The following is a 21,766-nucleotide window of genomic DNA, read 5'->3' as shown; positions in this document are numbered from 1 at the left end:
CTCTCCTCAGACTGCGTTGCGTTTCTCGGACCACTTGTCGTTCGCGGGCGGCGTGTAGGCCGCGAGCTTCGCGATCATCTCGTTCGGCTCGGCGGCCACCTGAATCATGTCCAGATACGGCTTGCGCATGAAGCCTTCGTCGATGGTATGACGCAGCATCGACAGGAGCGGCTCGAAGTAGCCGTTCACGTCCAAGAGGCCGACGGGCTTCTGGTGATAGCCGAGCTGCGCCCACGTGTACACCTCGAAGAACTCTTCGTACGTGCCGACGCCGCCGGGCATGGCGACGAAGGCATCGGCGAGATCCGCCATCTTCTTCTTGCGCTCGTGCATGTCGGGCACGACGTGCAGTTCCGTGAGATCGGTATGGCCGACTTCCTTCGCCAGCAGCAGTTCGGGAATCACGCCGACCGCGCGTCCGCCGGCGGCGAGCACTTCATCCGCGATCAAGCCCATCAGCCCGACGCGGCCGCCGCCATAAACGAGCGACAAGTTCGCCTCGACGAGCGCGCGTCCGAACGCGCGCGCGGCTTGCGAGTAGACGGGGCGGGCTCCGGGGGCGGAGCCGCAATACACACACACTGCCTTCATTATCGGGAATCCTTCGGTGTTTCGTTTTTCGATGCGCTGGCGGCATCGTCGCGCGGCGGCAGGAAGTCCGCATATTCGCGCTTGGGCATCTTACCGGACACCAGATCGTCGAAAAGCTGGCGCGAGCGGCCGCGCAGATACGGCGCCATGATCGAGATGATGTGCACGCTCACCTGATGAAGCTCCGCGCGAATCGCTTCCTGATCGTTGTACTTGCGCGGGTTCATCACGTACTGATACGAGAGCCAGTACGTGGCGATCACGCCGATGTTCGTCGCGATCACCTCGATCTCGGCGGGCGTCGCGACCATTTCCTGATCGGCGACGAGCGCCTCGCACAGCTGCTGCGCGAAGCGCACCTTGTGCGTGATGATCTGCTTGAAGTGCGTTTCCAGCGTGCGGTTGCGCGCGAGAAGGTCGTTCAGGTCGCGGTAGAGGAAGCGATACGTCCAGAGAAAATCGGCCATGTACTGCAGATAGGACCACATCTCGTCGATGGTCGGCCGGTGATCGTCCGGAAAGCGCAGGCGCTTTTGAATCTGCTGCTCGAACTGCGCGAAGATGCTGTTGATGATGTCGTCTTTGTTGCGGAAATGGTAGTACAGATTGCCTGGACTGATTTCCATTTCCTCGGCGATCGTCGTCGTGGTGACGTTGGGTTCGCCGATATCGTTGAACAACTTCAGCGACAGCTCGAGAATCCGTTCGCGGGTACGGCGGGGAGGTTTCGCTTCCATGTCGTCCGACCTTGGCATCCGGTTGCGGCGGCCTCGTGCAGGCATGCCCGCGTCCGGTTCCGTTGCTATTTTTGAGAATATCGGACGATTATAAACCGCTCGTTCTCCGTTCCGGACGCGGCCTTGCAGACCCGGCGACGACTTTACGAGATACCGCGCGCTCAAGCCAAAAGACGCCCGAGCCACGCAGCCGCAGCGGGCGCATGCGGCCACAGAATCATGGCCCACGTGAGCACGCATACCGCGAGCGCGACCATCACGGCCGCGCTGCCGAAGTCCTTCGCGCGCTTCGAGAGTTCGTGGCGTTCGAGCGAGATGCGGTCGATCGCCGCCTCGACGCTCGAATTCAGCAGCTCGACGATCAGCACCAGCAGCACCGAGCCGATCAGCGCGGCGCGCTCGACCGGCGCGACCGGCACGAAAAGGCTGCACGGCAGCAGCATGGCGGCGAGCGTCAGTTCCTGCCGGAAGGCGCTTTCCTCGCGGATTGCGATGCGAAAACCTGCGATCGAGTTCTTCATCGCGTGCCAGGCGCGCGTGAAGCCGCGATTGCCCTTGTACGGATTGAAGGGCAGGTCGTCGGTGCCGAGCGGTTCTGTCGCCTGAGGCGGCGTATCGGCCGAATCGGCGCTCGCGTCGGTTTCGTCGTCGAACGGGTCCATGACGCGGCCGGGCGCCGCGCGGGCGTTCGCTTCGGCGCGTTCCTCCGCCACCGGGCGACGCGTCATGCGGGCGCCCGGTCGGCGCGCGGCGCGCGCGGCTCGAACTGCCGCAAATGCGATGCGAACTGCTCGGACGCCGCGCGCCACGAGAAGCGTTCGGCCCAGGCGCGCGCGTCGGCACGGTCGATCTTCAGCGCCTGAAGGCACGCCTCGCGCAGGTCGTCGTTGAGCGCGCCGGGTCCGTGTTCGCCGAGCACGTCGATCGGGCCCGTGACCGGATACGCTGCGATCGGCGTGCCGCACGCCATCGCTTCCAGCAGCACGAGGCCGAACGTATCGGTGCGGCTCGGGAACACGAAGACATCGGCGGCGGCGTACACCTTCGCGAGTTCCGGCTGCGACAGCACGCCGAGATAGTTCACGTTCGTATAGCGCGATTTCAGCTCGGCGAGCGCCGGGCCTTCGCCCGCGACCCATTTGGAGCCGGGCAGGTCGAGCTTCAGAAATGCTTCGACGTTCTTTTCGATTGCCACGCGCCCGACGTACAGAAATATCGGCCGCGCGGTGTTGAGCACCTTCGAGTCCATCGGATGGAAGATGTCGAGATCCACGCCGCGCGTCCACAGGACGACGTTCGTGAACCCGTAGGCTTCCACATCTTTCTTGACCACGGGCGTCGGCGCCATCACTGCCTGCGAAGGTCCGTGGAACCAGCGCAGGAAGCGATACGTCATCGCGAGCGGAATGCCGAAACGCGCCTTCACGTATTCGGGAAACCGCGTGTGATAGGCGGTCGTGAACGGCAGCTTGTGACGCCGCGCGTACGAGCGGGCGGCGAGGCCGAGCGGGCCTTCCGTCGCGATGTGCAACGCATCCGGATCGAACGCGTCGATGCGCTCGGCGACATGACGGCCCGGCATCAGCGACAGGCGAATCTCGGGATAGGTCGGGCAGGGTATCGTCTTGAATTCGAGCGGCGTGAGCATGTCCACGCGATGCCCGAGCGCCGTCAGTTCCTTGCTCGTGTTCTTGAGTGTGCGCACGACGCCGTTGACTTGCGGCTCCCATGCATCGGTCACGATCATGATCTTCATTGCGGTTCCTCGTGTGGCCTGACGTAGTGCTGACGTTCGGGCTCAGGCCGTCGCGCGGGCTTTCGCGGCGGGCTGTCCGGACGCACGGATGACGGTCCAATAGACGACCTTGAGTTCGCCGTCATAGGTTTCGACGAGCGCGGTGAGACTCTCTACCCAGTCGCCGTCGTTGCAATACAGGATGCCGTCGATATCGCGAATCTCGGCCTTGTGAATGTGCCCGCACACGACGCCGTCGCAGCCGCGGCGGCGCGCTTCATCGGTCATCACGCGCTCGAACTGCGAAATGAAGTTGACCGCGTTCTTGACCTGATGCTTCAGGTACTGCGAGAGCGACCAGTAATTGAAGCCGAGCTTCGCGCGCACGCGATTGAACCAGCGATTAAGCAGCAGGATCGCGGTGTACGCGGTGTCGCCGAGATAGGCGAGCCATTTGGCGTGCTGAATGACGCCGTCGAAAAGATCGCCGTGAACGATCCACAGGCGCTTGCCCGCGAGCGTCGTGTGGAACGCCTCGCCGCGCACGTGAATGTCGCCGAACGCGAGATCGCAGAACTGGCGCGCGGCTTCGTCGTGATTGCCCGGGATATAGACGACCTGCGTGCCCTTGCGCGCCTTGCGCAGGATTTTCTGCACGACGTCGTTGTGCGCCTGCGGCCAGAACCAGCCTTTGCGAAGCTGCCATCCGTCGATGATGTCGCCGACGAGATACAAATAATCCGATTCGTGATGCCGCAGGAAGTCGAGCAGATACGCGGCCTGACAGCCGCCCGAGCCTAAGTGGATATCCGAGAGCCAGATCGTGCGATAGCGCTGCGTTCCGTCCGTCGATTCGCCGTCGACGACGGGGGACGCCGCTTCAGGCGATTCCGGCGACTCGGACACGCGCGCAGACGGATCGACGCGCAAGCCGGAACTGCGAAAACGGTAAGCGGTGGAGGGATCGAATGCCGGCGTGACTGTCGGGTGGAGGGCCATTGGCTCGCGCATCGAGTTTTGGTATGCGCATTACGCCGTGCGGCTGTGACCGAGCCGTGACAGTCACGAGAAGTTCGTATTACACGGGAACCGGGGAGGGTATGACCTAGGCAGCGACGATGCGCGTGCCGGCGAGGCGGTCGTGAAGGAACTGGCGGGCGGGATCGAGCCATACGGCTGCCGCCCACAGCGCGATCCAGACGGCGAGCGCGATTAGCGTCTGCGGCACCGCCAGCGAAAGCAGCGGGTGCAGCGCGAGCGGCGGCAGGAACCACAGCCATGCGAGCGCGTAGCGCGCGAGCGCCCGGCCGACGGTGAGCGGCTCGCCGCGCGCATCGACGACTTTCAGGCGCCAGGTTTTCATCGGCAGCGTCTGGCCGCCGTGCGTCCAGAACCACACGAAATACGCCGCCACCACGAGACCGATCCACGACATTAGCCAGTCGTGATGCGTGAGGCCGTTGCGCTGCTGCGTGAGCGTGCTGAACAGATATCCGGCGATGAACACGACGCCGAACAGGATGACGCCTTCGTAGACCATCGTGGAGAGACGCCGGCGCAGGCTGGGCGCGCGAAGCGGCGGGAGGGTCGCGGTGGCGGAGACGCTCATCGCGGGATCAGGAACCGTTGTACATCGAAGGCGCCTGCTGCGGCGAAACGGGAATCGGCGTGGCCGGGACAATGCTCGCGGCGTTCGGCACGGCGGGCTGCAACGGCGCGCCCGAAGCCGGCGCGCCCGCCCCCGGCCCGGCTTCCGCGTGCGAAGCCGCGTGGCCCTGCTCGCGCGCCGCCACTAGACGGTTGATGTCCTTGACTTCGGCCTTGCCCGTCGGCGGCGCGCTGACCACGGTGGGGCGGCGGCCGCGCTCGCTCGCGGCGAGCTTTTTCTTCTGTTCTTCCGAGAGCTTCTGATACGCGTCCCATGCCTTTTCGCGCTTGTCGGGCGGAACGAGCTTCGAGACCTGATAGTTTTCCCGCGCGACCTTGCGCTGGTCGGGCGTCATGCGCACCCATTCCTCCATGCGCTGCTGCAGTCGCTTCTGTGCGTCCGGCGACATGCGGTGATAGCGCGATGCGATTTTGAGCCACTTTTGCTTGCGCTCGTCGCTGAAGGAATCCCACTGCGTGGCGAAAGGCGCAAGCGCGACGCGCTGTGCCTCCGTCAAACGGCTCCACGAGAGCGGATTGTCCGAAGACAGCGCGGCGAGCGGCGAGAGCGACCCATCTGCGCCCGCGCTGGCGCCGCTGGGCGCAGCGGCGGACACGGACGCCGTGGCGGAGGACGAATAGAAGCGCGGGTAAGTAGCGGCGAACGCGACCAGACCCGCAATCGCGCAGCCGAAGACAATCGCGAGACCGCGCTTGTAACTCACCCGAATTTCCCCCGCTCGGTTCGATGCTTAGTGATTGCGCGTCAAATACGCGTTGAAGCCGTGATCGAGATAGGCGTCGAGCGGCAGGCTGTCGCTCATCATGGCCGCGTCGATGTCGGCGAGTTCGGCCTTACGCTGCTGATCTTCCCAGTAAGCGATGCCCGCGAGCGCCACGGCGAGCGCGAACACCGGGCCCGCCAGCCCGAAGCCGCCTAACCGCGCGAAGAGGCTCTTGCGGCCACGCGCGTCGCCGGAACCGCCGGCCGAGAGCGTAGCGCCCGCGCCGGCCAGAACCGGCGCGAACACAGGCGCGGCGGCAGCGACGGCCACTTTCTCGGGCTTCTTGCGCGCAATCGCGGCTCGGCGCGCCTCTGCGAGCCGATCCACTGCGGCGGCCGGAATGGCCGACGTGCTTTCGTCGAGCGCGCGAACGACCTTCAGCGCGAACTCGTTTTCCTTCGTTTCAAGAGCGGAACTCATAGCGTGATCCCTTTGGCTTTCAGGGCTTGCGCGAGAGCGTGCGTGGCGCGTGAACAGTGCGTCTTCACGCTGCCCTCGGAGCAGCCCATCGCGGCGGCCGTCTCTGCGACATCCATGTCTTCCCAGTAACGCATGAGAAAAGCTTCTCGTTGACGCGCCGGTAATTTCTGGATTTCCGCGTCGATCAGGTTGAGCACCTGCTCGCGCTCCAGCCGGCTCTCGCTGCTTTCGCTGCCGGTCGCGCCATCCTCGGATTCGAAGGTTTCGAGCGGGTCGAACTCGTCGTCGTCGGCGCTGCCGAACGAGGAGAACAGGCTGATCCAGGTATTGCGAACCTTCTGGCGGCGAAAGTAGTCGTGCGTCGCATTCTGGAGGATACGCTGGAACAAAAGAGGAAGCTCGGGCGACGGCTTGTCGCCGTACTTCTCCGCGAGCTTGATCATGGCGTCCTGGACGATGTCGAGCGCCGCGTCGTCGTCGCGGACGGTGTACACGGTCTGCTTGAACGCGCGTCTTTCGACGCCCGCCAGAAAATCGGCGAGTTCCTTGTCTGATGCCATCCGTTGGGGACCCGGCGCAACGAATTTGCGTCGAAAGAGATTGTGGAGTTCCAGGAAAACCTGCGGATGCTAGCAAATTTTCGCTGTCGCGGGAGGATCGGGAAACGATTTGTTGCTTGGCATTGCGCGCGCGATGCGCAGGACCAACGCACGAACGATGAATCCGGACGCGCGCCGCGGAAGTTTTTGCTTGACCGTGCGCGCAAAAACGGGCTATCGTTCCCGACTCGCATCATAAAGTGAATTGTCTGCTTTGAGGCGAGCCCAAGAAGTTCGCCTGTCAAACCAAGACGCGCCGCTTGAACCCGAGCCACAAGCCCGGCAGAGAGCACCCGATCAATTTTTTGCCGAAAATTCGAAAGGTGATGAATGAACATGCCTAGCGCGGAATTCTCCACGTCGGATACCACTCCCTCTCACGAAGCCGATTCCATCGGCGCGACCGTGCTCATGCGCGCGCTCGCCGACGAAAACGTCGAGTTCGTGTGGGGCTATCCCGGCGGCTCGGTACTCTACATCTACGACGAGCTGTACAAGCAGGACCAGATTCAGCACATTCTCGTGCGCCACGAGCAGGCCGCCGTGCACGCCGCCGACGCGTATTCGCGCTCGACCGGCAAGGTGGGCGTGTGCCTCGTGACTTCGGGCCCGGGCGTCACCAATGCCGTCACCGGCATCGCCACGGCCTATATGGATTCCATTCCGCTCGTCGTCATCAGCGGGCAGGTGCCCACCGCGGCCATCGGCCTCGACGCGTTCCAGGAATGCGACACCGTCGGCATCACGCGGCCCTGCGTCAAGCACAACTTCCTCGTGAAGGACGTGCGCGACCTCGCCGCCACCGTCAAGAAAGCCTTCTATATCGCGCGCACGGGACGTCCCGGCCCGGTGCTGATCGACATTCCGAAAGACGTGTCGAAAGCGCCGTGCCGCTACGAGCCGGTCAAGAGCGTGTCGCTGCGCTCGTACAACCCGGTCACGAAGGGCCACTCCGGGCAGATCCGCAAGGCGGTGCAGCTGCTGTTGTCGGCGAAACGACCGTATATCTACACCGGCGGCGGCATCATTCTCGCGGACGCATCGCGCGAACTGAACCAGTTCGCCGATCTGCTCGGCTATCCCGTCACGAATACGCTGATGGGCCTCGGCGGCTATCGCGCGAGCGACAAGAAGTTTCTCGGCATGCTCGGCATGCACGGCACCTACGAAGCCAACATGGCCATGCAGCACTGCGACGTGCTGATCGCCATCGGCGCGCGCTTCGACGACCGCGTGATCGGCGACCCGAAGCACTTCGCTTCGTCGCCGCGCAAGATCATCCATATCGACGTCGATCCCTCGTCCATCTCGAAGCGCGTGAAGGTCGATATCCCGATCGTCGGCGACGTGAAGGAAGTCCTGAAGGAGCTGATCGAGCAGCTTCAGCACGCGGAGCACGGGCCGGACACGGCCGCGCTCAAGTCGTGGTGGGACGAGATCGAAGGCTGGCGCTCGAAAGACTGCCTCGCCTACGACCGCAAGAGCGAGATCATCAAGCCGCAGTATGTCGTCGAGAAGCTCGCCGAGCTGACGGACGGCAACGCCTTCGTGTGTTCGGATGTCGGCCAGCATCAGATGTGGGCGGCGCAGTTCTATCCGTTCAACAAGCCGCGCCGCTGGATCAACTCGGGCGGCCTCGGCACCATGGGCTTCGGCCTGCCGGCCGCGATGGGCGTGAAGATGGCGTATCCGGACGAGGACGTGGTCTGCATCACGGGCGAAGGCTCCATCCAGATGTGCATTCAGGAGCTCTCGACCTGCAAGCAGTACAACACGCCGGTCAAGATCATCTCGCTCAACAACCGCTATCTCGGCATGGTTCGCCAGTGGCAGCAGATCGAATACAAGAAGCGCTATTCCAGTTCGTACATGGACGCGCTGCCCGACTTCGTGAAGCTCGCCGAAGCGTACGGCCACGTCGGCATTCGCGTCGAAAAGACCGCGGACGTCGAACCGGCGCTCAAGGAAGCGCTGCGTCTGAAAGATCGCACCGTGTTCCTCGACTTCCAGACCGATCCGACCGAAAACGTATTCCCGATGGTGCAGGCAGGCAAGGGCATCACGGAAATGCTGCTCGGCTCCGAGGATCTATAACGCGGCTTTGTCACGCGAGGCTCGTGCGCGCCCGTCTCCACAAAGGACGAGCGCCGCGCGCGGGTTTTTCGGACGAACGCTTTTTCTGGACATTTCGGGAAACACGCACATGAAACACATCATCTCCGTACTGCTGGAAAACGAGCCGGGCGCGTTATCGCGTGTCGTCGGGCTCTTCTCCGCGCGCGGCTACAACATCGAAACGCTGACGGTGGCGCCGACCGAAGACAGTTCGCTGTCGCGGCTGACCATCGTTTCCATTGGCTCGGACGACGTGATCGAACAGATCACGAAGCACCTGAACCGCCTGATCGAGGTGGTGAAAGTGGTCGACCTGACAGAGGGCGCCCACATCGAGCGCGAGCTGATGCTCATCAAGGTAAGGGCAGTCGGCAAGGAACGCGAAGAGATGAAGCGGATGGCGGATATCTTCCGCGGCCGCATCATCGACGTGACCGAAAAGACCTACACCATGGAACTGACGGGCGCCTCCGACAAGCTCGACGCGTTCATTCAGGCGCTCGACGCCACGGCGATTCTGGAGACGGTTCGCACGGGCAGTTCCGGCATCGGCCGGGGCGAGCGCATCCTGAAGGTGTAGCACCACACGCAACTCGACTCATTTCCTCTGCTTCGCGCGGAGACAGACCCAGGACTCAAGGAACCACCATGAAAGTTTTCTACGACAAAGACGCCGACCTCTCCCTCATCAAGGGCAAGCAAGTCACCATCATCGGTTATGGCTCGCAAGGCCATGCTCACGCGCTGAACCTGAAGGAAAGCGGCGTGAACGTGACGGTCGGCCTGCGCAAGGGCGGCGCTTCGTGGAGCAAGGCCGAGAACGCCGGTCTGCCGGTCAAGGAAGTGGCCGAAGCGGTGAAGGGCGCCGACGTCGTGATGATGCTGCTGCCCGACGAGCAGATCGCCGAGGTGTACGCGAAGGAAGTCCACGCGAACATCAAGAACGGCGCGGCGCTCGCGTTCGCGCACGGCTTCAACGTGCACTACGGCCAGGTGATTCCGCGCGCCGATCTCGACGTCATCATGATCGCGCCGAAGGCGCCGGGTCACACGGTGCGCAACACGTACACGCAAGGCGGCGGCGTGCCGCACCTGATCGCGGTCGCGCAGGACAAGACCGGCTCGGCGCGCGACGTGGCGCTCTCGTACGCGGTGGCCAACGGCGGCGGCCGCGCGGGCATCATCGAGACGAACTTCCGTGAAGAGACCGAAACCGATCTCTTCGGCGAGCAGGCGGTGCTGTGCGGCGGCACGGTCGACCTGATCAAGGCCGGGTTCGAAACGCTGGTGGAAGCGGGCTACGCGCCGGAAATGGCGTACTTCGAGTGCCTGCACGAACTGAAGCTGATCGTCGACCTGATCTATGAAGGCGGCATCGCCAACATGAACTACTCGATCTCCAACAACGCCGAGTACGGCGAGTACGTGACGGGTCCGCGCATCGTCACCGAAGAGACGAAGAAGGCGATGAAGGCCGTGCTGAAGGACATCCAGACCGGCGAATACGCGAAGAGCTTCATCATCGAGAACCGCGCCGGCGCGCCGACGCTGCAATCGCGCCGCCGCCTGACGGCCGAGCACCAGATCGAGCAGGTCGGCGAGAAACTGCGCGCCATGATGCCGTGGATCGCCAAGAACAAGCTCGTCGACCAGTCGAAGAACTAAGTTTTTCGCGCGTCACGGTTCTTGCTGTCATGAAAGCCGCCCGAAGCCGCTGTGCCGAGGGCGGCTTTTGCTATCCTACGGGTTTTAAAAAACACAGACCTCGTTCATGAACTATCCCCATCCGATCATTGCCCGCGAAGGCTGGCCGTTTATCGCCATCGCGGCCGTCGTTGCCATTCTCGTGCAGGCGATCGGCGGCTTCGGCTTCGCCTGGATCTTCTGGCTGATCGTGATTTTCGTCGTCCAGTTCTTCCGCGATCCGCCGCGTCCCATTCCCACGCAGGCCAATGCCGTGCTGTGTCCGGCGGACGGGCGCATCGTCGCGGTGGAAACCGCGCACGATCCGTACGCGGGCCGCGAGGCGCTGAAGATCAGCGTGTTCATGAACGTGTTCAACGTGCACTCGCAGCGTTCGCCGGTCGATGGCGCGATCACCAAGGTGCAGTATTTCCCGGGCGCGTATCTGAACGCGGCCGTCGACAAGGCATCGACCGAGAACGAGCGCAATGCCATCGTGCTGCAGACCGCGACCGGGCATACGGTGACGTCGGTGCAGATCGCCGGACTGATCGCGCGGCGCATTCTCTGCTACGTCCACGCGGGCGAGCCGCTCACGCGCGGTCAACGCTACGGCTTCATCCGCTTCGGTTCGCGCGTCGACGTGTATCTGCCGGTGGGCAGCCGGCCGCGCGTGGCGATCGGCGAGAAGGTGTCCGCCTCGTCGACGATTCTCGCCGAGTTCGCGGAATAACGCGGAGGCGTCGATGGCGGCAATCAAACCGCGCCGGAACCGCATGAACGGAGCGCCGCCGCGCGCGTTCCGTCGCAACAAGGCGGCGCAAGACGTCGGCGCCGTGGAAACGCGGCGCGCGAAGCGGCAGCAATTCCTAAGAAAGCGCGGCATCTATCTGCTGCCCAACGCGTTCACCACGGCGGCGCTGTTTTGCGGCTTTTTCGCCGTGGTCCAGGCGATGAACGTGCGCTTCGAGATCGCGGCCATCGCCATTTTCGTCGCGATGGTGCTCGACGGCATGGACGGCCGCGTCGCGCGCATGACGCATACGCAGAGCGCATTCGGCGAGCAGTTCGACAGCCTGTCGGACATGGTGTCGTTCGGCGTCGCGCCGGCGCTCGTCATGTACGAATGGGTGCTGAAGGACCTCGGGCGCTGGGGCTGGCTCGCGGCGTTCGTTTACTGCTCGGGCGCGGCGTTGCGGCTCGCGCGCTTCAATACGAACGTCGGCGTGGTCGACAAGCGCTATTTCCAGGGCTTGCCGAGTCCGGCGGCTGCCGCGCTGATCGCCGGCTTCGTGTGGCTCGCCACGGACAATCGCGTGCCGCTCAAGCTCGTGTGGCTGCCGTGGGTCGCGTTCGCGCTGACCGTCTACGCGGGCGTCACGATGGTGTCGAACGCGCCGTTCTACAGCGGCAAGGCGCTCGATGTGCGTTATCGGGTGCCGTTCGCGGGCGTATTGCTGGTCGTCGTGGCGTTCGTGCTCGTTTCGTCTGATCCGCCCGTCATGCTGTTCTGCCTGTTCGTGCTGTACGGCTTCTCGGGCTACGTCTGGTGGGCGTACATGGCCATGCGCGGCAGGCCGAATCCCGCGCGCAGCTCGCAACGGGATCACTAGCGTAGATTTGCCCGATACAAAAAGGGCGACGGGTCGCGAAACCCGTCGCCCTTTTTGCATGAGGCGGTCGGCCTGTTACCCTGCGTCGACCAGCGTGCCGTTATGCACGCGCACATGCTGTCCCTGCGCGAACGGCGGCTGCTGATGGTAGGTGAAATAGCGCGTCTTGCCGTTTTCCATCCGCACCCGCACCGAATAATCGGTTTCGCTGCGCAGGTGCTTCTCGACCGAATTGCCCGCGAGCCCGCCGCCGAGCGCGCCGAGCAGCGTCATGGCGGTGCGGCCGCCGCCGCGTCCGAACTGGTTGCCGACGACGCCGCCCGCCACTGCGCCACCGACCGCGCCGATGCCCGTCCCGTGCCCTTCGCGACGCACGGCGGAGACGGCTTCGACGGTGCCGCACGTCGAGCAATAGGCGGGGTGTTGCGGCGGCTGCTGTGCGTACGACGGTTGCGCGGGCTGTTGTACAGGCGCTTGCTGCACCGGCTGGGTCGCGGTCTGCGGCGCGGGCGCAGGCGCGGGCGCGGTTTGCGCGGCCATCGGCTGCGCGGCCGGCGGCGCGGCGGGCGCGACCACCGGTTGTTGCTGCGCGACCGCGGCGGCCTGCGTCTGCGCGTTCTGCGCGGAATTGCTATGCGCGCCGGGGAAAATCCCGGTCACGGCGGCCGTAGCCGCGAGGCTCGCGACGATGACCGCGCCCGCAGCCGTCGCGACCAGCGGATGCAGGCGGCGCGGCTCGCCCGCGCCGGGCGTGGGCGTGATGTTATTGGTCCCGTTGTCCATGTTTGACCTCCGTTCGAGGCGAAGTGCCGATAGCATCAATTCTGGCGCAGATGCCGCATCGGCGCTTTTTCAGGTTGTAACCGCGTTTTTCTCAGCAGAAGCACGTTGGATGCCAGCCGTGACGGGCGAAAAAAAGCGCGCCCCGAAGGACGCGCTTTTCACCGGACACGAACCACTTCGCCCGCTCAGTCTTCGCGACGAAGATGCGGGAACAGAATCACGTCGCGGATGCTCGGGCTATCGGTCAGCAGCATCACCAGACGGTCGATGCCGATTCCGCAGCCGCCCGTCGGCGGCATGCCGTATTCGAGCGCGCGAATATAGTCGGCGTCGAAGTACATCGCTTCCTCGTCGCCCGCGTCTTTCTGGTCGACCTGCTTCTGAAAGCGCGCGGCCTGATCTTCCGGATCGTTCAGTTCGGAGAAGCCGTTCGCGATCTCGCGGCCCGTGATGAACAGCTCGAAGCGTTCCGTGATGCCCGGCACCGAATCCGACGCACGCGCGAGCGGCGACACTTCCACCGGATAGTCGACGATATACGTCGGTTCCCACAACTGCGATTCCGCGGTCTCTTCGAAGAGCGCGAGTTGCAGCGCGCCGATGCCGGCGTTCAGGAAAGCGGGCTGCGTCGTATCGACGCCGAACTTCTTCAGCTCCGCGCGGAGAAACACGGCGTCGGCAAGCTGCGCGTCGGTGTACTGCGGCGCGTACTTCTGAATCGCCTGATTGATGGTCAGGCGATGGAACGGCTTCGACAAATCCAGCTCGCGCCCCTGATACGTGATGGTCGCGGTGCCGAGCGCGTCGACGGCGGCCTGACGGATCAGTTGTTCGGTGAAGTCCATGAGCCAGCGGTAATCCGTGTAGGCCGCGTAGAACTCCATCATCGTGAATTCCGGGTTGTGGCGCGGCGACACGCCTTCGTTCCGGAAATTACGATTGATCTCGAACACGCGCTCGAAGCCGCCGACGATCAGCCGCTTCAGGTAAAGCTCCGGCGCGATGCGCAGGAACATTTGCATGTCGAGCGCGTTGTGGTGCGTGACGAAGGGCTTGGCCGCCGCGCCGCCCGGAATGGGATGCAGCATCGGCGTCTCGACTTCCATGAAGTTCGCTTGCGCCATGAAGTTGCGGATCGACGTGACGGCCTTCGTGCGCGCCACGAACGTCTTGCGCGACTCCGGCGTGACGATCAGATCGACGTAACGCTGGCGATAGCGCATTTCCTGATCGGCGAGGCCGTGGAACTTGTCCGGCAGCGGACGCAGCGCCTTCGACAAGAGCCGCAGTTCCGTGCAGCGCACCGACAGTTCGCCCTTGTTGGTGCGAAACAGCACGCCCTTGGCGGCGATGATGTCGCCCAGATCCCACTTCTTGAACGCCTCGTAGACTTCCGCGCCAACATCGGCGGGCGTCACGAAGAACTGAATCTGACCGCTGCCGTCCTGAACCGTCGCGAAGCTCGCCTTGCCCATCACGCGCTTGAGCATCATGCGGCCCGCGAGCGCGACGGGCAGGGGATTCGCTTCCAGCGTCTCCTTGTCGGTCTCGGCGTAGTCGCTTTGCAGCGCGGCCGCCTGATGCGTCGGGCGGAAATCGTTCGGATAGGCGACGCCTTGCTCACGCAGCGAGCGCAGCTTGTCGCGGCGCTCGGCGATGATCTGGTTGTCTTCCAGTTCGGGAGCGGCGCTCGTCTGAGTCGGTTCGGTCATGATGATTCTTGGCTTGTGATGCTGCGGATGTGCGGCAAATGCGCGGCGGATGAAACGAAGGCGGCGCGACCGGAAGCCGCGCCGCTCGAAGACTTAAACGCCCTGTTTCAGGCTCGCGCTGATGAAGTCGTCGAGGTCGCCGTCGAGCACGGCGCGCGTGTTGCTCATTTCGACGTTGGTGCGCAGGTCCTTCACGCGGCTCTGGTCGAGCACGTAGGAGCGGATTTGGTGGCCCCAGCCCACGTCCGTCTTGCTGGATTCGAGCTTGTCCTGCTCCGCCTGACGCTTGCGCATTTCGAATTCGTACAGACGCGCCTTGAGCATCTGCATGGCTTCAGCGCGGTTGCGGTGCTGCGAGCGGTCGTTCTGGCACTGCACGACAATGCCGGTCGGCGCGTGCGTGAGACGCACGGCGGAATCCGTCTTGTTGATGTGCTGGCCGCCCGCGCCCGATGCGCGATACGTGTCCGTGCGAATATCGGCCGGATTGATTTCGATCTCGATGGAGTCGTCGATTTCCGGATACACGAACACCGAGGAGAACGACGTGTGCCGCCCGCCCGACGAATCGAACGGCGACTTGCGCACGAGCCGGTGAATGCCGGTTTCGGTGCGCAGATAGCCGTACGCGTATTCGCCTTCGACCTTGATCGTCGCGCTCTTGATGCCGGCGACGTCGCCTTCGGATTCTTCGAGCACTTCGGTCTTGAAGCCCTTGCGCTCGCAGTAGCGCAGATACTGGCGCAGCAGCATGGACGCCCAGTCGCACGCCTCGGTGCCGCCCGCGCCCGCCTGAATGTCGATGAAGCAGTTGTTCGGATCGGCCGGATTCGAGAACATCCGGCGGAACTCCATGTCTTCGACGCGCGCTTTCAGTGCGTCGGCGTCGGATTCGCAGGCGACGAGCGTGTCTTCGTCGCCTTCTTCGCGCGCCATCTCGAAGAGTTCTTCGGCGTCGCGCAGATCGTTGTCGAGGGCGGAGAGCGTCGAAACCACGCCGTCGAGCAGCTTCTTTTCACGACCGAGCGCCTGCGCGTTCTTCGAGTCGTTCCAGACGTTCGGGTCTTCGAGTTCCTTGTTGACTTCGGCTAGACGCGCGGACTTGGCGTCGTAGTCAAAGATACCCCCGTAGCTCGCCCGCGCGGCGGCGCAGGTCGGCCAGAAGGCTTTCGATCGCGTTGAGACGTTCTGCTTCCATTGTCGATCTTCGGCTTCGTAAAAAGGTCAAATTATAGCCGATCGACACGCTTTTCCCGCGCTGGCGCACGCCGTGGCACGGGACGCTGCGCGCTTCAAAGTCCGTGCGCAGGCGCTTCGAGCGCCGCGATGTACTTCTCAGCATCGGCCGGCGTAGCGCCGATTTTCGGGTTGACGAACGCATCTTCGATTTTCTGCGCGCTGACGAACTCTCAAAGCGCGCAGTTGATGTGGCGCGGTCGGCTGATTAACAAAGACGCGCGCCGAAAACGACAATGCGGCGAATGCTGCCTCAAGCCGCGTGCTCGACGATCAGCTGCACGCGCGCCACGCCGTTCCACGAATCGCTGACGAGCCGATATGCGACGGTCGCGCGGGGCGGCAGCGGATCGGCGTGATTGAACCAGATCGCGTTGAAACGCTGACGGCCGCGCATCAATTGCAGCTTCAGGTGTTTGTCTTTCACGAGCGATTGCGACGCGACGTCGAATTCGCCCGAAAACGTCGGCGCGGGAAAGCCCTGTCCCCAAACCGCCGCGTCGAGCAGTTCGATGAATTGCGGCGTGAAATACGCGTCCTCCAGCTCGCCGTCCGTCTCGATGGTGCGCGAGAGCGCGTCGGCGGTCAGCCACTCGCGGCCGACCGCTTCGAACGCGTCGGTGAAGCGCGGAATGTCGGCGGTGGCGAGCGTGAGACCCGCCGCCATCGCGTGGCCGCCGAACTTGTGGATCAGACCGGGCTCGCGCTTGCTGATGAGATCGACGGCATCGCGCAGATGGAAGCCGGGAATGGAGCGGCCGGAGCCTTTCGAGAGCGTGCCGGCGTCGTCGGCGTGCGCGAAGGTGAACGACGGCCGATGAAAGCGCTCCTTCAGCCGCCCCGCGACGATGCCGATCACGCCCTGATGCCAGCTCGCGTCATAGAGCGTGAGGGTGGCGCGCTCGCCGGCATCGAACGATTGCAGTTCGGCGAGCGCCTGCTGCTGCATGCCAGCTTCGATTTCGCGCCGCTCGCGGTTCATCGCGTCGAGCTGCTGCGCGAGTTCCCATGCGCGGCCGATGTCGTCGGTCGTCAAGCATTCGATGCCGAGCGACATGTCCGAGAGCCGTCCCGCCGCGTTCAGGCGCGGCCCGAGCGCGAAGCCGAGATCGAAGCCCGACGCGGCGCGCGCGTCGCGGCCCGCCGCGCGGAACAACGCGGCGATGCCCGGCTGCATACGGCCCGCGCGGATGCGCTTCAGACCCTGCGCGACGAGAATCCGGTTGTTGCAGTCGAGCTTCACGACATCGGCCACGGTGCCGAGCGCGACGAGATCGAGCAAGCCGTCCAGACGCGGCTCCGGCGTGCTTTCGTACGCGCCGCGCCGGCGCAGTTCGGCACGCAGCGCGAGCAGCACGTAGAACATCACGCCGACGCCCGCGATGCATTTGCTCGGAAAGCCGCAACCCGGCTGATTCGGATTGACGATCGCGCGGGCGGCCGGCAGTTCGTCGCCGGGCAGGTGATGGTCGGTCACGACGACGTCGATGCCGAGCGCGTTGGCCGCCGCGACGCCCTCGACGCTCGCGATGCCGTTATCGACGGTAATCAGCAAGTCAGGCGCGCCGAGCGGCGAGCGCGCGGCCAGTTCGACGATCTCCGGCGTCAGCCCGTAGCCGTATTCGAAGCGGTTCGGCACGAGATAGTCGATGGTCGCGCCGAACATGCGCAGGCCGCGCACGGCAACCGCGCAGGCCGTCGCGCCGTCGCAGTCGTAGTCCGCGACGACGAGCATGCGCTTGCCGGCCGCGAGCGCATCGGCAAGCACGGCGGCGGCGGCGTCGCAACCCTTCAGGCCGACCGGCGCGTGCAGGCGCTTCAACTCGGTTTCGATTTCGTCCGGCGAGGTGACGCCGCGCGCCGCGTAGAGCCGCGCGATCACGGGATGCAGGCCGTGGCGCATCAGGGCTTCGGCGTCGGCGGGGGACGAGGCGCGGGTAACGATTCGCGTCATGCGGGAAGAGCCTTTATTCGATGAGAAGCGCCGCGATCGGCCGGCGGCGCCAGAACTTGCGCAAGTCGCCGCGCGTGACCGACAGCGTGACCGAGCCGGTATCGCCGCATAGCGTGAGACGCAGGCGCTTGAGCGAACCGCTCGATAGCGCATCGAGCGCCGGCGCGAACCACGCGTCTTCGAGCGTCTTCAGCGCGGCGTTCCAGCGCGCCCAGTCCTGCTCGATGAACGGCGCGGAGAAGGGGTCCAGTTCGACGAGGGTCGCGCCTTCGCCGCCGTCTTTCGGGAGCGCTGCAAACGACTCCGGCGGCGTCCACGGCTTCACGCCCGAAGCGAGCGCGAGGCCGCGCGTGGCGGCGGCATCGGACATCACGGCGGCGAACGGGCGCGTGACCGGGCGCAGCGCGCCTTGCCCATGCAGCCAAATCGAATTGATGGGCGGCAGGCCGCGCGATTCGCGCTCGACGTTCAACGGATGTTCGAACCATGCCATCTGCACTTCGTTCTGCAGCTTCATCCACGGGCGTGAGCGTTCGCCGGTGCGGGCTTCGTGCGGCAGCCAGATTTCGATGTTGCGTCCCGCCGCGCGCAACGGCGACGCGCCCGCGAGCGCGCCGAGCGCATCGCCCGATACGTACCAGCGCAGCGGCGTGGGCGCCTGCAACGCTAGCCCCAGGTCTTCGATAACCGGCCGCGCGGTGTGCAGCAGCGCGCGCGCTTCTTCGGTGCGCACGCCGAGCGTGGCAGGATCGATCAACACGAGATGATCGTGCGCGATGCGCACATGAACCGGCTCGATGCACGCCCAAAGCGCCGCGTTGGCACCGTCCGCCGCGCCCGGATCGCCGCCATCGGCTAAAAGCATGAAGGGCGCGAGCGGCGCGTCGTCGGCATAACGTTGGCCCGCGTTCGGCGACACGATGCCGAAGCGTTGCGCGATCCAGCGCTCGTGCGGCAGCGTGCGCTGAAAGTCTTCGCCGATGACGCGTTCTTCCAGCGTCGCGCGGGCGAGCAGCCTGTCGAGCGCCGCGCTTTCCAGTCCGTGCAGCGCGGTTGCGGCGTCCGCCGCCGAGGGCAGGGCGAACGGCAGCAGAAGGTGAAGGTCGGGAACGGGCATGATGGTCGGCATTGTAGGCCAAAGCGGCAGGCGTCATCGGCGCGGGCGCGATGCGCAAAGCGCTGCACGAACCACGCTTGTTACGGCGCCGACCTGAGGTGTGGCAAACTTTCGCAAATTTCGCGGCGCGCGGCGAATGGACGTGTCATGCGCCGCGTTTACGGGGCGATTTACCGCGGCATCCGTCACGCGCCGTCGTACAGCAACGCAGCAACACCAGACACAAGGATTCGCTTGAAACTTCCGTACGAATGGCAGATCGGCTGGCGCTACACGCGCGCCAGCAAACGCACTACAGGCAACGGCTTCATCTCATTCATCGCGCTCGTGTCGATGGCGGGCATCGCGCTCGGCGTCGCCGCGCTGATCGTCGTGCTCTCGGTCATGAACGGCTTTCAGAAGGAAGTGCGCGACCGCATGCTCTCGGTGCTCGCGCACGTCGAGATATTCTCGCCGACCGGCTCCATGCCCAACTGGCAACTGACCGCGCAGGAAGCCAGGCGCAATCCCGAAGTGGTGGGCGCGGCGCCCTATGTCGAAGCGCAAGCGCTGCTCACGCGGCAAGGCGCGGTGAGCGGCGTCGCGTTGCGCGGCGTCGAGCCCACGCTGGAGCCGGAAGTGTCGGATATCGGCAAGGAGATGCGCGCGGGCAAGCTCGCGGACCTCGTGCCCGGCGAATTCGGCATCGTGCTCGGCGCCGATCTCGCGACCAACCTCGGCGTCATGACCGGCGACAAGATCACGCTCGTCGCGCCCGAAGGCACCATCACGCCCGCGGGCATGATGCCGCGCCTGAAGCAGTTCACGGTGGTCGGCATCTTCGAATCCGGCCACTACGAATACGATTCGACGCTCGCGCTCATTTCTATCCGCGACGCGCAGGCGCTCTTTCGCCTGCCCGCGCCGACCGGCGTGCGCCTGCGCCTGAAAGACATGCAACGCGCGCCCGAAGTCGCGCGGCAACTGTCGCACACGCTTTCTGGCGAACTCTATATCCGCGACTGGACGCAGCAGAACAAGACCTGGTTCTCCGCCGTGCAGATCGAAAAGCGCATGATGTTCATCATTCTCACGCTGATCATCGCGGTGGCGGCGTTCAATCTGGTGTCGTCGCTCGTCATGACCGTCACCGACAAGCAGGCCGATATCGCCATTTTGCGCACGCTCGGCGCGCAGCCCGGCTCGATCATGAAGATATTCGTGGTGCAGGGCGTGACCATCGGCTTTATCGGCACGGCGCTCGGCGTGTCGCTCGGCTGCCTGATCGCGTGGAGCATTCCGTGGCTCGTGCCGATGATCGAGCATCTGCTCGGCGTGCAGTTCCTGCCGCCGTCGGTGTACTTCATCAGCGAGTTGCCGTCCGAGCTCGTGCCGGGCGATGTCATGAAGATCGGCGTCATCGCATTTTTGTTGTCGTCGCTCGCGACGCTCTATCCGAGCTGGCGCGGCGCGAAGGTTCGTCCGGCGGAGGCGCTGCGCTATGAGTGACCTGATTCCGGCAAACAACCTCGTGCTGCAGGCGTCGGCGATTTCGAAGACCTTCGTGCAGGGCGGCTCGAACGTGCAGGTGCTCGACAACGCGCAACTCGACGTCTATCGCGGCGAGAAGCTCGCGATCGTCGGCGCGTCGGGTTCCGGCAAGAGCACGCTCTTGCATGTGCTCGGAGGCCTCGACGAGCCGAGCGCGGGCAAGGTGTCGCTGCTCGGCAAGCCGTTCACCGAACTGAAGGAAAAAGAGCGCAACGAACTGCGCAACCGCGCGCTCGGCTTCGTGTACCAGTTTCATCATCTGCTGCCCGAGTTCACCGCGCTCGATAACGTCGCGATGCCGCTGCGCATTCGCCGCATGAGCGAGGACGCCGCGCGCAAGGAAGCGATGGGCATGCTGGAGCGCGTCGGCATCGGGCATCGCGCGAAGCATCGGCCGGGCGCATTGTCGGGCGGCGAGCGGCAACGCGTCGCGATCGCGCGGGCGCTCGTCACGCGTCCGGCGTGCGTGCTCGCCGACGAGCCGACCGGCAATCTCGACGGCGGCACTGCCGACACGGTCTTCAATTTGATGCTGGAGCTTTCACAGACGCTGGAGACGAGCTTCGTGATCGTCACGCACGATCCCGATCTTGCCGCGCGCTGCGACCGCATCATGCGTCTGCGCGACGGCGTGCTGCACGAAGAGCCGCCGGTGCCGGTTTAAGCGCCGCGTTTCGGAGGACGCCATGTGGATCGACACGCACTGTCACCTCGATGCCTCCGAGTTCGACGCGGACCGCGACGCCGTGGCGCGTGCGGCCCTCGATGCGGCGGTGACGCGCATCGTGATTCCGGGCGTCGAGCGGTCGAACTTCGATACGGTGCGCGCGTTGGCGCATCGCATCGAAGGCGGCGCGTATGCGCTCGGCATCCATCCGCTTTTCACGCCACGCGCCACCGAGGACGACCTGCGCGTGCTGCGCGAGCAGATCGCAGCGAGCATGGACGATCCGCGCTTCGTCGGCATCGGCGAGATCGGGCTCGATTATTTCGTGCCGATGCTCGACGATGCCCGCCAGCAGTTCTTCTACTACGAGCAACTGAAGCTCGCCCGCGAGTTTCAACTGCCGGTGATTTGCCACGTGCGCAAGTCGCAGGACAAGGTGCTGAAAGGCCTGCGCGTGCACGACATTCATTGCGGCATCGCCCATGCGTTCAACGGCAGCTTCCAGCAGGCCGAGGCATTCATCGCCCAGGGCATGCGGCTCGGTTTCGGCGGCAATCTGACGTTCGAGCGGGCACGGCAGATCAGACGGCTTGCGGCGGACCTTCCGCTCGATGCCATCGTGCTCGAAACCGACGCGCCCGACATTGCGCCCGCCTGGCGCTACAAGGGCCGCAACACGCCGGATCAGGTCGCGGGCATTGCGAAGGTGCTGGCGCAACTGCGAGGCATCGGCGAAGACGCGCTTTCACTAGGCACAACGGCTAACGCGCACGCCGCGCTGCCCCGGCTGGCACTCGCGGCTTCATAATCGTTCACGGTTGCATTCGCTTCGGATCACTGAT

At 64.6% G+C, this 21,766-nt stretch carries 23 protein-coding genes; 8 read left to right on the top strand and 15 right to left on the bottom strand.

Translation table 11 applies throughout. The features are described from left to right. Nucleotides 1–6: 6 nt before the first annotated feature. The 9 genes from NCR37_RS08675 to NCR37_RS08635 form a co-directional block, all read right to left on the bottom strand. Nucleotides 7–591: an LOG family protein gene (locus NCR37_RS08675; RefSeq protein ID WP_250472637.1), complete on the bottom strand. Its 585-nt coding sequence runs from the start codon at nt 589–591 to the stop codon at nt 7–9. Beyond that, nucleotides 591–1,328: a TetR/AcrR family transcriptional regulator gene (locus NCR37_RS08670; RefSeq protein ID WP_206466625.1), complete on the bottom strand. Its 738-nt coding sequence runs from the start codon at nt 1,326–1,328 to the stop codon at nt 591–593. The genes NCR37_RS08675 and NCR37_RS08670 overlap by 1 nt, the downstream gene beginning before the upstream one ends. 161 nt (nt 1,329–1,489) lie before the next feature. Further along, the gene (locus tag NCR37_RS08665) at nt 1,490–2,056 is read right to left on the bottom strand and encodes a diacylglycerol kinase (protein ID WP_250472636.1); all 567 of its coding nucleotides are present in this window, start codon (nt 2,054–2,056) and stop codon (nt 1,490–1,492) included. Continuing rightward, nucleotides 2,053–3,084, bottom strand: coding sequence for a glycosyltransferase family 4 protein (locus tag NCR37_RS08660; protein WP_250472635.1), 1,032 nt, complete (start codon nt 3,082–3,084; stop codon nt 2,053–2,055). The genes NCR37_RS08665 and NCR37_RS08660 overlap by 4 nt, the downstream gene beginning before the upstream one ends. A 42-nt stretch (nt 3,085–3,126) precedes the next feature. Continuing rightward, nucleotides 3,127–4,062 carry a UDP-2,3-diacylglucosamine diphosphatase gene (locus NCR37_RS08655; RefSeq protein ID WP_250472634.1) on the bottom strand — a complete coding sequence of 312 codons (936 nt, stop codon included), beginning with the start codon at nt 4,060–4,062 and terminating at the stop codon, nt 3,127–3,129. A 106-nt stretch (nt 4,063–4,168) separates the two neighbouring features. Beyond that, nucleotides 4,169–4,672 carry an RDD family protein gene (locus tag NCR37_RS08650; protein ID WP_250472633.1) on the bottom strand — a complete coding sequence of 168 codons (504 nt, stop codon included), beginning with the start codon at nt 4,670–4,672 and terminating at the stop codon, nt 4,169–4,171. A 7-nt stretch (nt 4,673–4,679) separates the two neighbouring features. Then, nucleotides 4,680–5,435: a DUF3106 domain-containing protein gene (locus tag NCR37_RS08645; RefSeq protein WP_250472632.1), complete on the bottom strand. Its 756-nt coding sequence runs from the start codon at nt 5,433–5,435 to the stop codon at nt 4,680–4,682. Nucleotides 5,436–5,462: 27 nt separating this feature from the next. Then, nucleotides 5,463–5,915 carry a DUF3619 family protein gene (locus tag NCR37_RS08640; protein WP_250472631.1) on the bottom strand — a complete coding sequence of 151 codons (453 nt, stop codon included), beginning with the start codon at nt 5,913–5,915 and terminating at the stop codon, nt 5,463–5,465. Continuing rightward, nucleotides 5,912–6,475, bottom strand: coding sequence for an RNA polymerase sigma factor (locus tag NCR37_RS08635; protein ID WP_248320114.1), 564 nt, complete (start codon nt 6,473–6,475; stop codon nt 5,912–5,914). The genes NCR37_RS08640 and NCR37_RS08635 overlap by 4 nt, the downstream gene beginning before the upstream one ends. Nucleotides 6,476–6,844: 369 nt before the next feature. On the opposite strand from NCR37_RS08635, the gene NCR37_RS08630 reads away from it, so the two are divergent. The 5 genes from NCR37_RS08630 (at nt 6,845) to pssA (ending at nt 11,925) form a co-directional block, all read left to right on the top strand. Next, the gene (locus tag NCR37_RS08630) at nt 6,845–8,608 is read left to right on the top strand and encodes an acetolactate synthase 3 catalytic subunit (protein ID WP_206466619.1); all 1,764 of its coding nucleotides are present in this window, start codon (nt 6,845–6,847) and stop codon (nt 8,606–8,608) included. 109 nt (nt 8,609–8,717) lie between these two features. Beyond that, nucleotides 8,718–9,209: an acetolactate synthase small subunit gene (ilvN, locus tag NCR37_RS08625; protein ID WP_008341906.1), complete on the top strand. Its 492-nt coding sequence runs from the start codon at nt 8,718–8,720 to the stop codon at nt 9,207–9,209. Nucleotides 9,210–9,277: 68 nt separating this feature from the next. After that, nucleotides 9,278–10,294 carry a ketol-acid reductoisomerase gene (gene ilvC, locus NCR37_RS08620; RefSeq protein WP_175944239.1) on the top strand — a complete coding sequence of 339 codons (1,017 nt, stop codon included), beginning with the start codon at nt 9,278–9,280 and terminating at the stop codon, nt 10,292–10,294. Between the two features lie 106 nt (nt 10,295–10,400). Beyond that, a complete protein-coding gene (locus NCR37_RS08615) occupies nt 10,401–11,045 on the top strand; it encodes a phosphatidylserine decarboxylase (protein WP_206466618.1) in 645 nt (214 codons plus the stop codon). A 13-nt stretch (nt 11,046–11,058) separates the two neighbouring features. Further along, nucleotides 11,059–11,925 carry a CDP-diacylglycerol--serine O-phosphatidyltransferase gene (gene pssA, locus NCR37_RS08610; protein ID WP_250472630.1) on the top strand — a complete coding sequence of 289 codons (867 nt, stop codon included), beginning with the start codon at nt 11,059–11,061 and terminating at the stop codon, nt 11,923–11,925. 75 nt (nt 11,926–12,000) lie between these two features. Here pssA and NCR37_RS08605 read toward each other — a convergent pair whose 3' ends face one another. The 6 genes from NCR37_RS08605 to NCR37_RS08580 all read right to left on the bottom strand — a co-directional run bounded on the left by NCR37_RS08605 (nt 12,001) and on the right by NCR37_RS08580 (nt 18,739). Continuing rightward, a complete protein-coding gene (locus tag NCR37_RS08605; protein WP_250472629.1) occupies nt 12,001–12,708 on the bottom strand; it encodes a glycine zipper 2TM domain-containing protein in 708 nt (235 codons plus the stop codon). A gap of 185 nt (nt 12,709–12,893) precedes the next feature. Continuing rightward, entirely contained in the window at nt 12,894–14,420 is a 1,527-nt protein-coding gene (gene lysS / locus NCR37_RS08600; protein ID WP_250472628.1) for a lysine--tRNA ligase, read from the bottom strand. Between the two features lie 93 nt (nt 14,421–14,513). Next, nucleotides 14,514–15,618 (bottom strand): peptide chain release factor 2 gene (gene prfB / locus NCR37_RS08595; RefSeq protein ID WP_250472627.1). Its coding sequence is split into 2 segments (ribosomal slippage): nt 14,514–15,536 and nt 15,538–15,618, totalling 1,104 coding nucleotides; the frame shifts between segments, so codons are not numbered across the junction. Further along, a complete protein-coding gene (locus NCR37_RS08590; protein WP_250472844.1) occupies nt 15,535–15,801 on the bottom strand; it encodes a hypothetical protein in 267 nt (88 codons plus the stop codon). The genes prfB and NCR37_RS08590 overlap by 84 nt, the downstream gene beginning before the upstream one ends. Nucleotides 15,802–15,909: 108 nt before the next feature. After that, nucleotides 15,910–17,610 carry a single-stranded-DNA-specific exonuclease RecJ gene (recJ, locus tag NCR37_RS08585; protein ID WP_250472626.1) on the bottom strand — a complete coding sequence of 567 codons (1,701 nt, stop codon included), beginning with the start codon at nt 17,608–17,610 and terminating at the stop codon, nt 15,910–15,912. 13 nt (nt 17,611–17,623) lie between these two features. After that, entirely contained in the window at nt 17,624–18,739 is a 1,116-nt protein-coding gene (locus NCR37_RS08580; RefSeq protein ID WP_250472625.1) for a regulator, read from the bottom strand. 222 nt (nt 18,740–18,961) lie between these two features. On the opposite strand from NCR37_RS08580, the gene NCR37_RS08575 reads away from it, so the two are divergent. Genes NCR37_RS08575 through NCR37_RS08565 form a run of 3 tightly spaced genes read left to right on the top strand, consistent with a single transcriptional unit; the run spans nt 18,962 to nt 21,732 of the window. After that, nucleotides 18,962–20,215 (top strand): lipoprotein-releasing ABC transporter permease subunit, encoded by a 1,254-nt coding sequence (locus NCR37_RS08575; RefSeq protein ID WP_250472624.1) that lies wholly within the window; start codon nt 18,962–18,964, stop codon nt 20,213–20,215. Then, complete coding sequence (lolD, locus tag NCR37_RS08570; protein ID WP_175944221.1) at nt 20,208–20,921, top strand: lipoprotein-releasing ABC transporter ATP-binding protein LolD; 714 nt, start codon at nt 20,208–20,210, stop codon at nt 20,919–20,921. Before NCR37_RS08575 ends, lolD begins: the two co-directional genes overlap by 8 nt. A 22-nt stretch (nt 20,922–20,943) precedes the next feature. Beyond that, the gene (locus tag NCR37_RS08565; protein WP_250472623.1) at nt 20,944–21,732 is read left to right on the top strand and encodes a TatD family hydrolase; all 789 of its coding nucleotides are present in this window, start codon (nt 20,944–20,946) and stop codon (nt 21,730–21,732) included. The last annotated feature ends 34 nt before the right edge of the window (nt 21,733–21,766 follow it).

The organism is Caballeronia sp. GAFFF1 (assembly GCF_023630705.1).
GTDB lineage: Bacteria > Pseudomonadota > Gammaproteobacteria > Burkholderiales > Burkholderiaceae > Caballeronia.
Note: the sequence above shows the minus strand (reverse complement) of the source record. Positions and strands in the feature narration are given on the sequence as shown.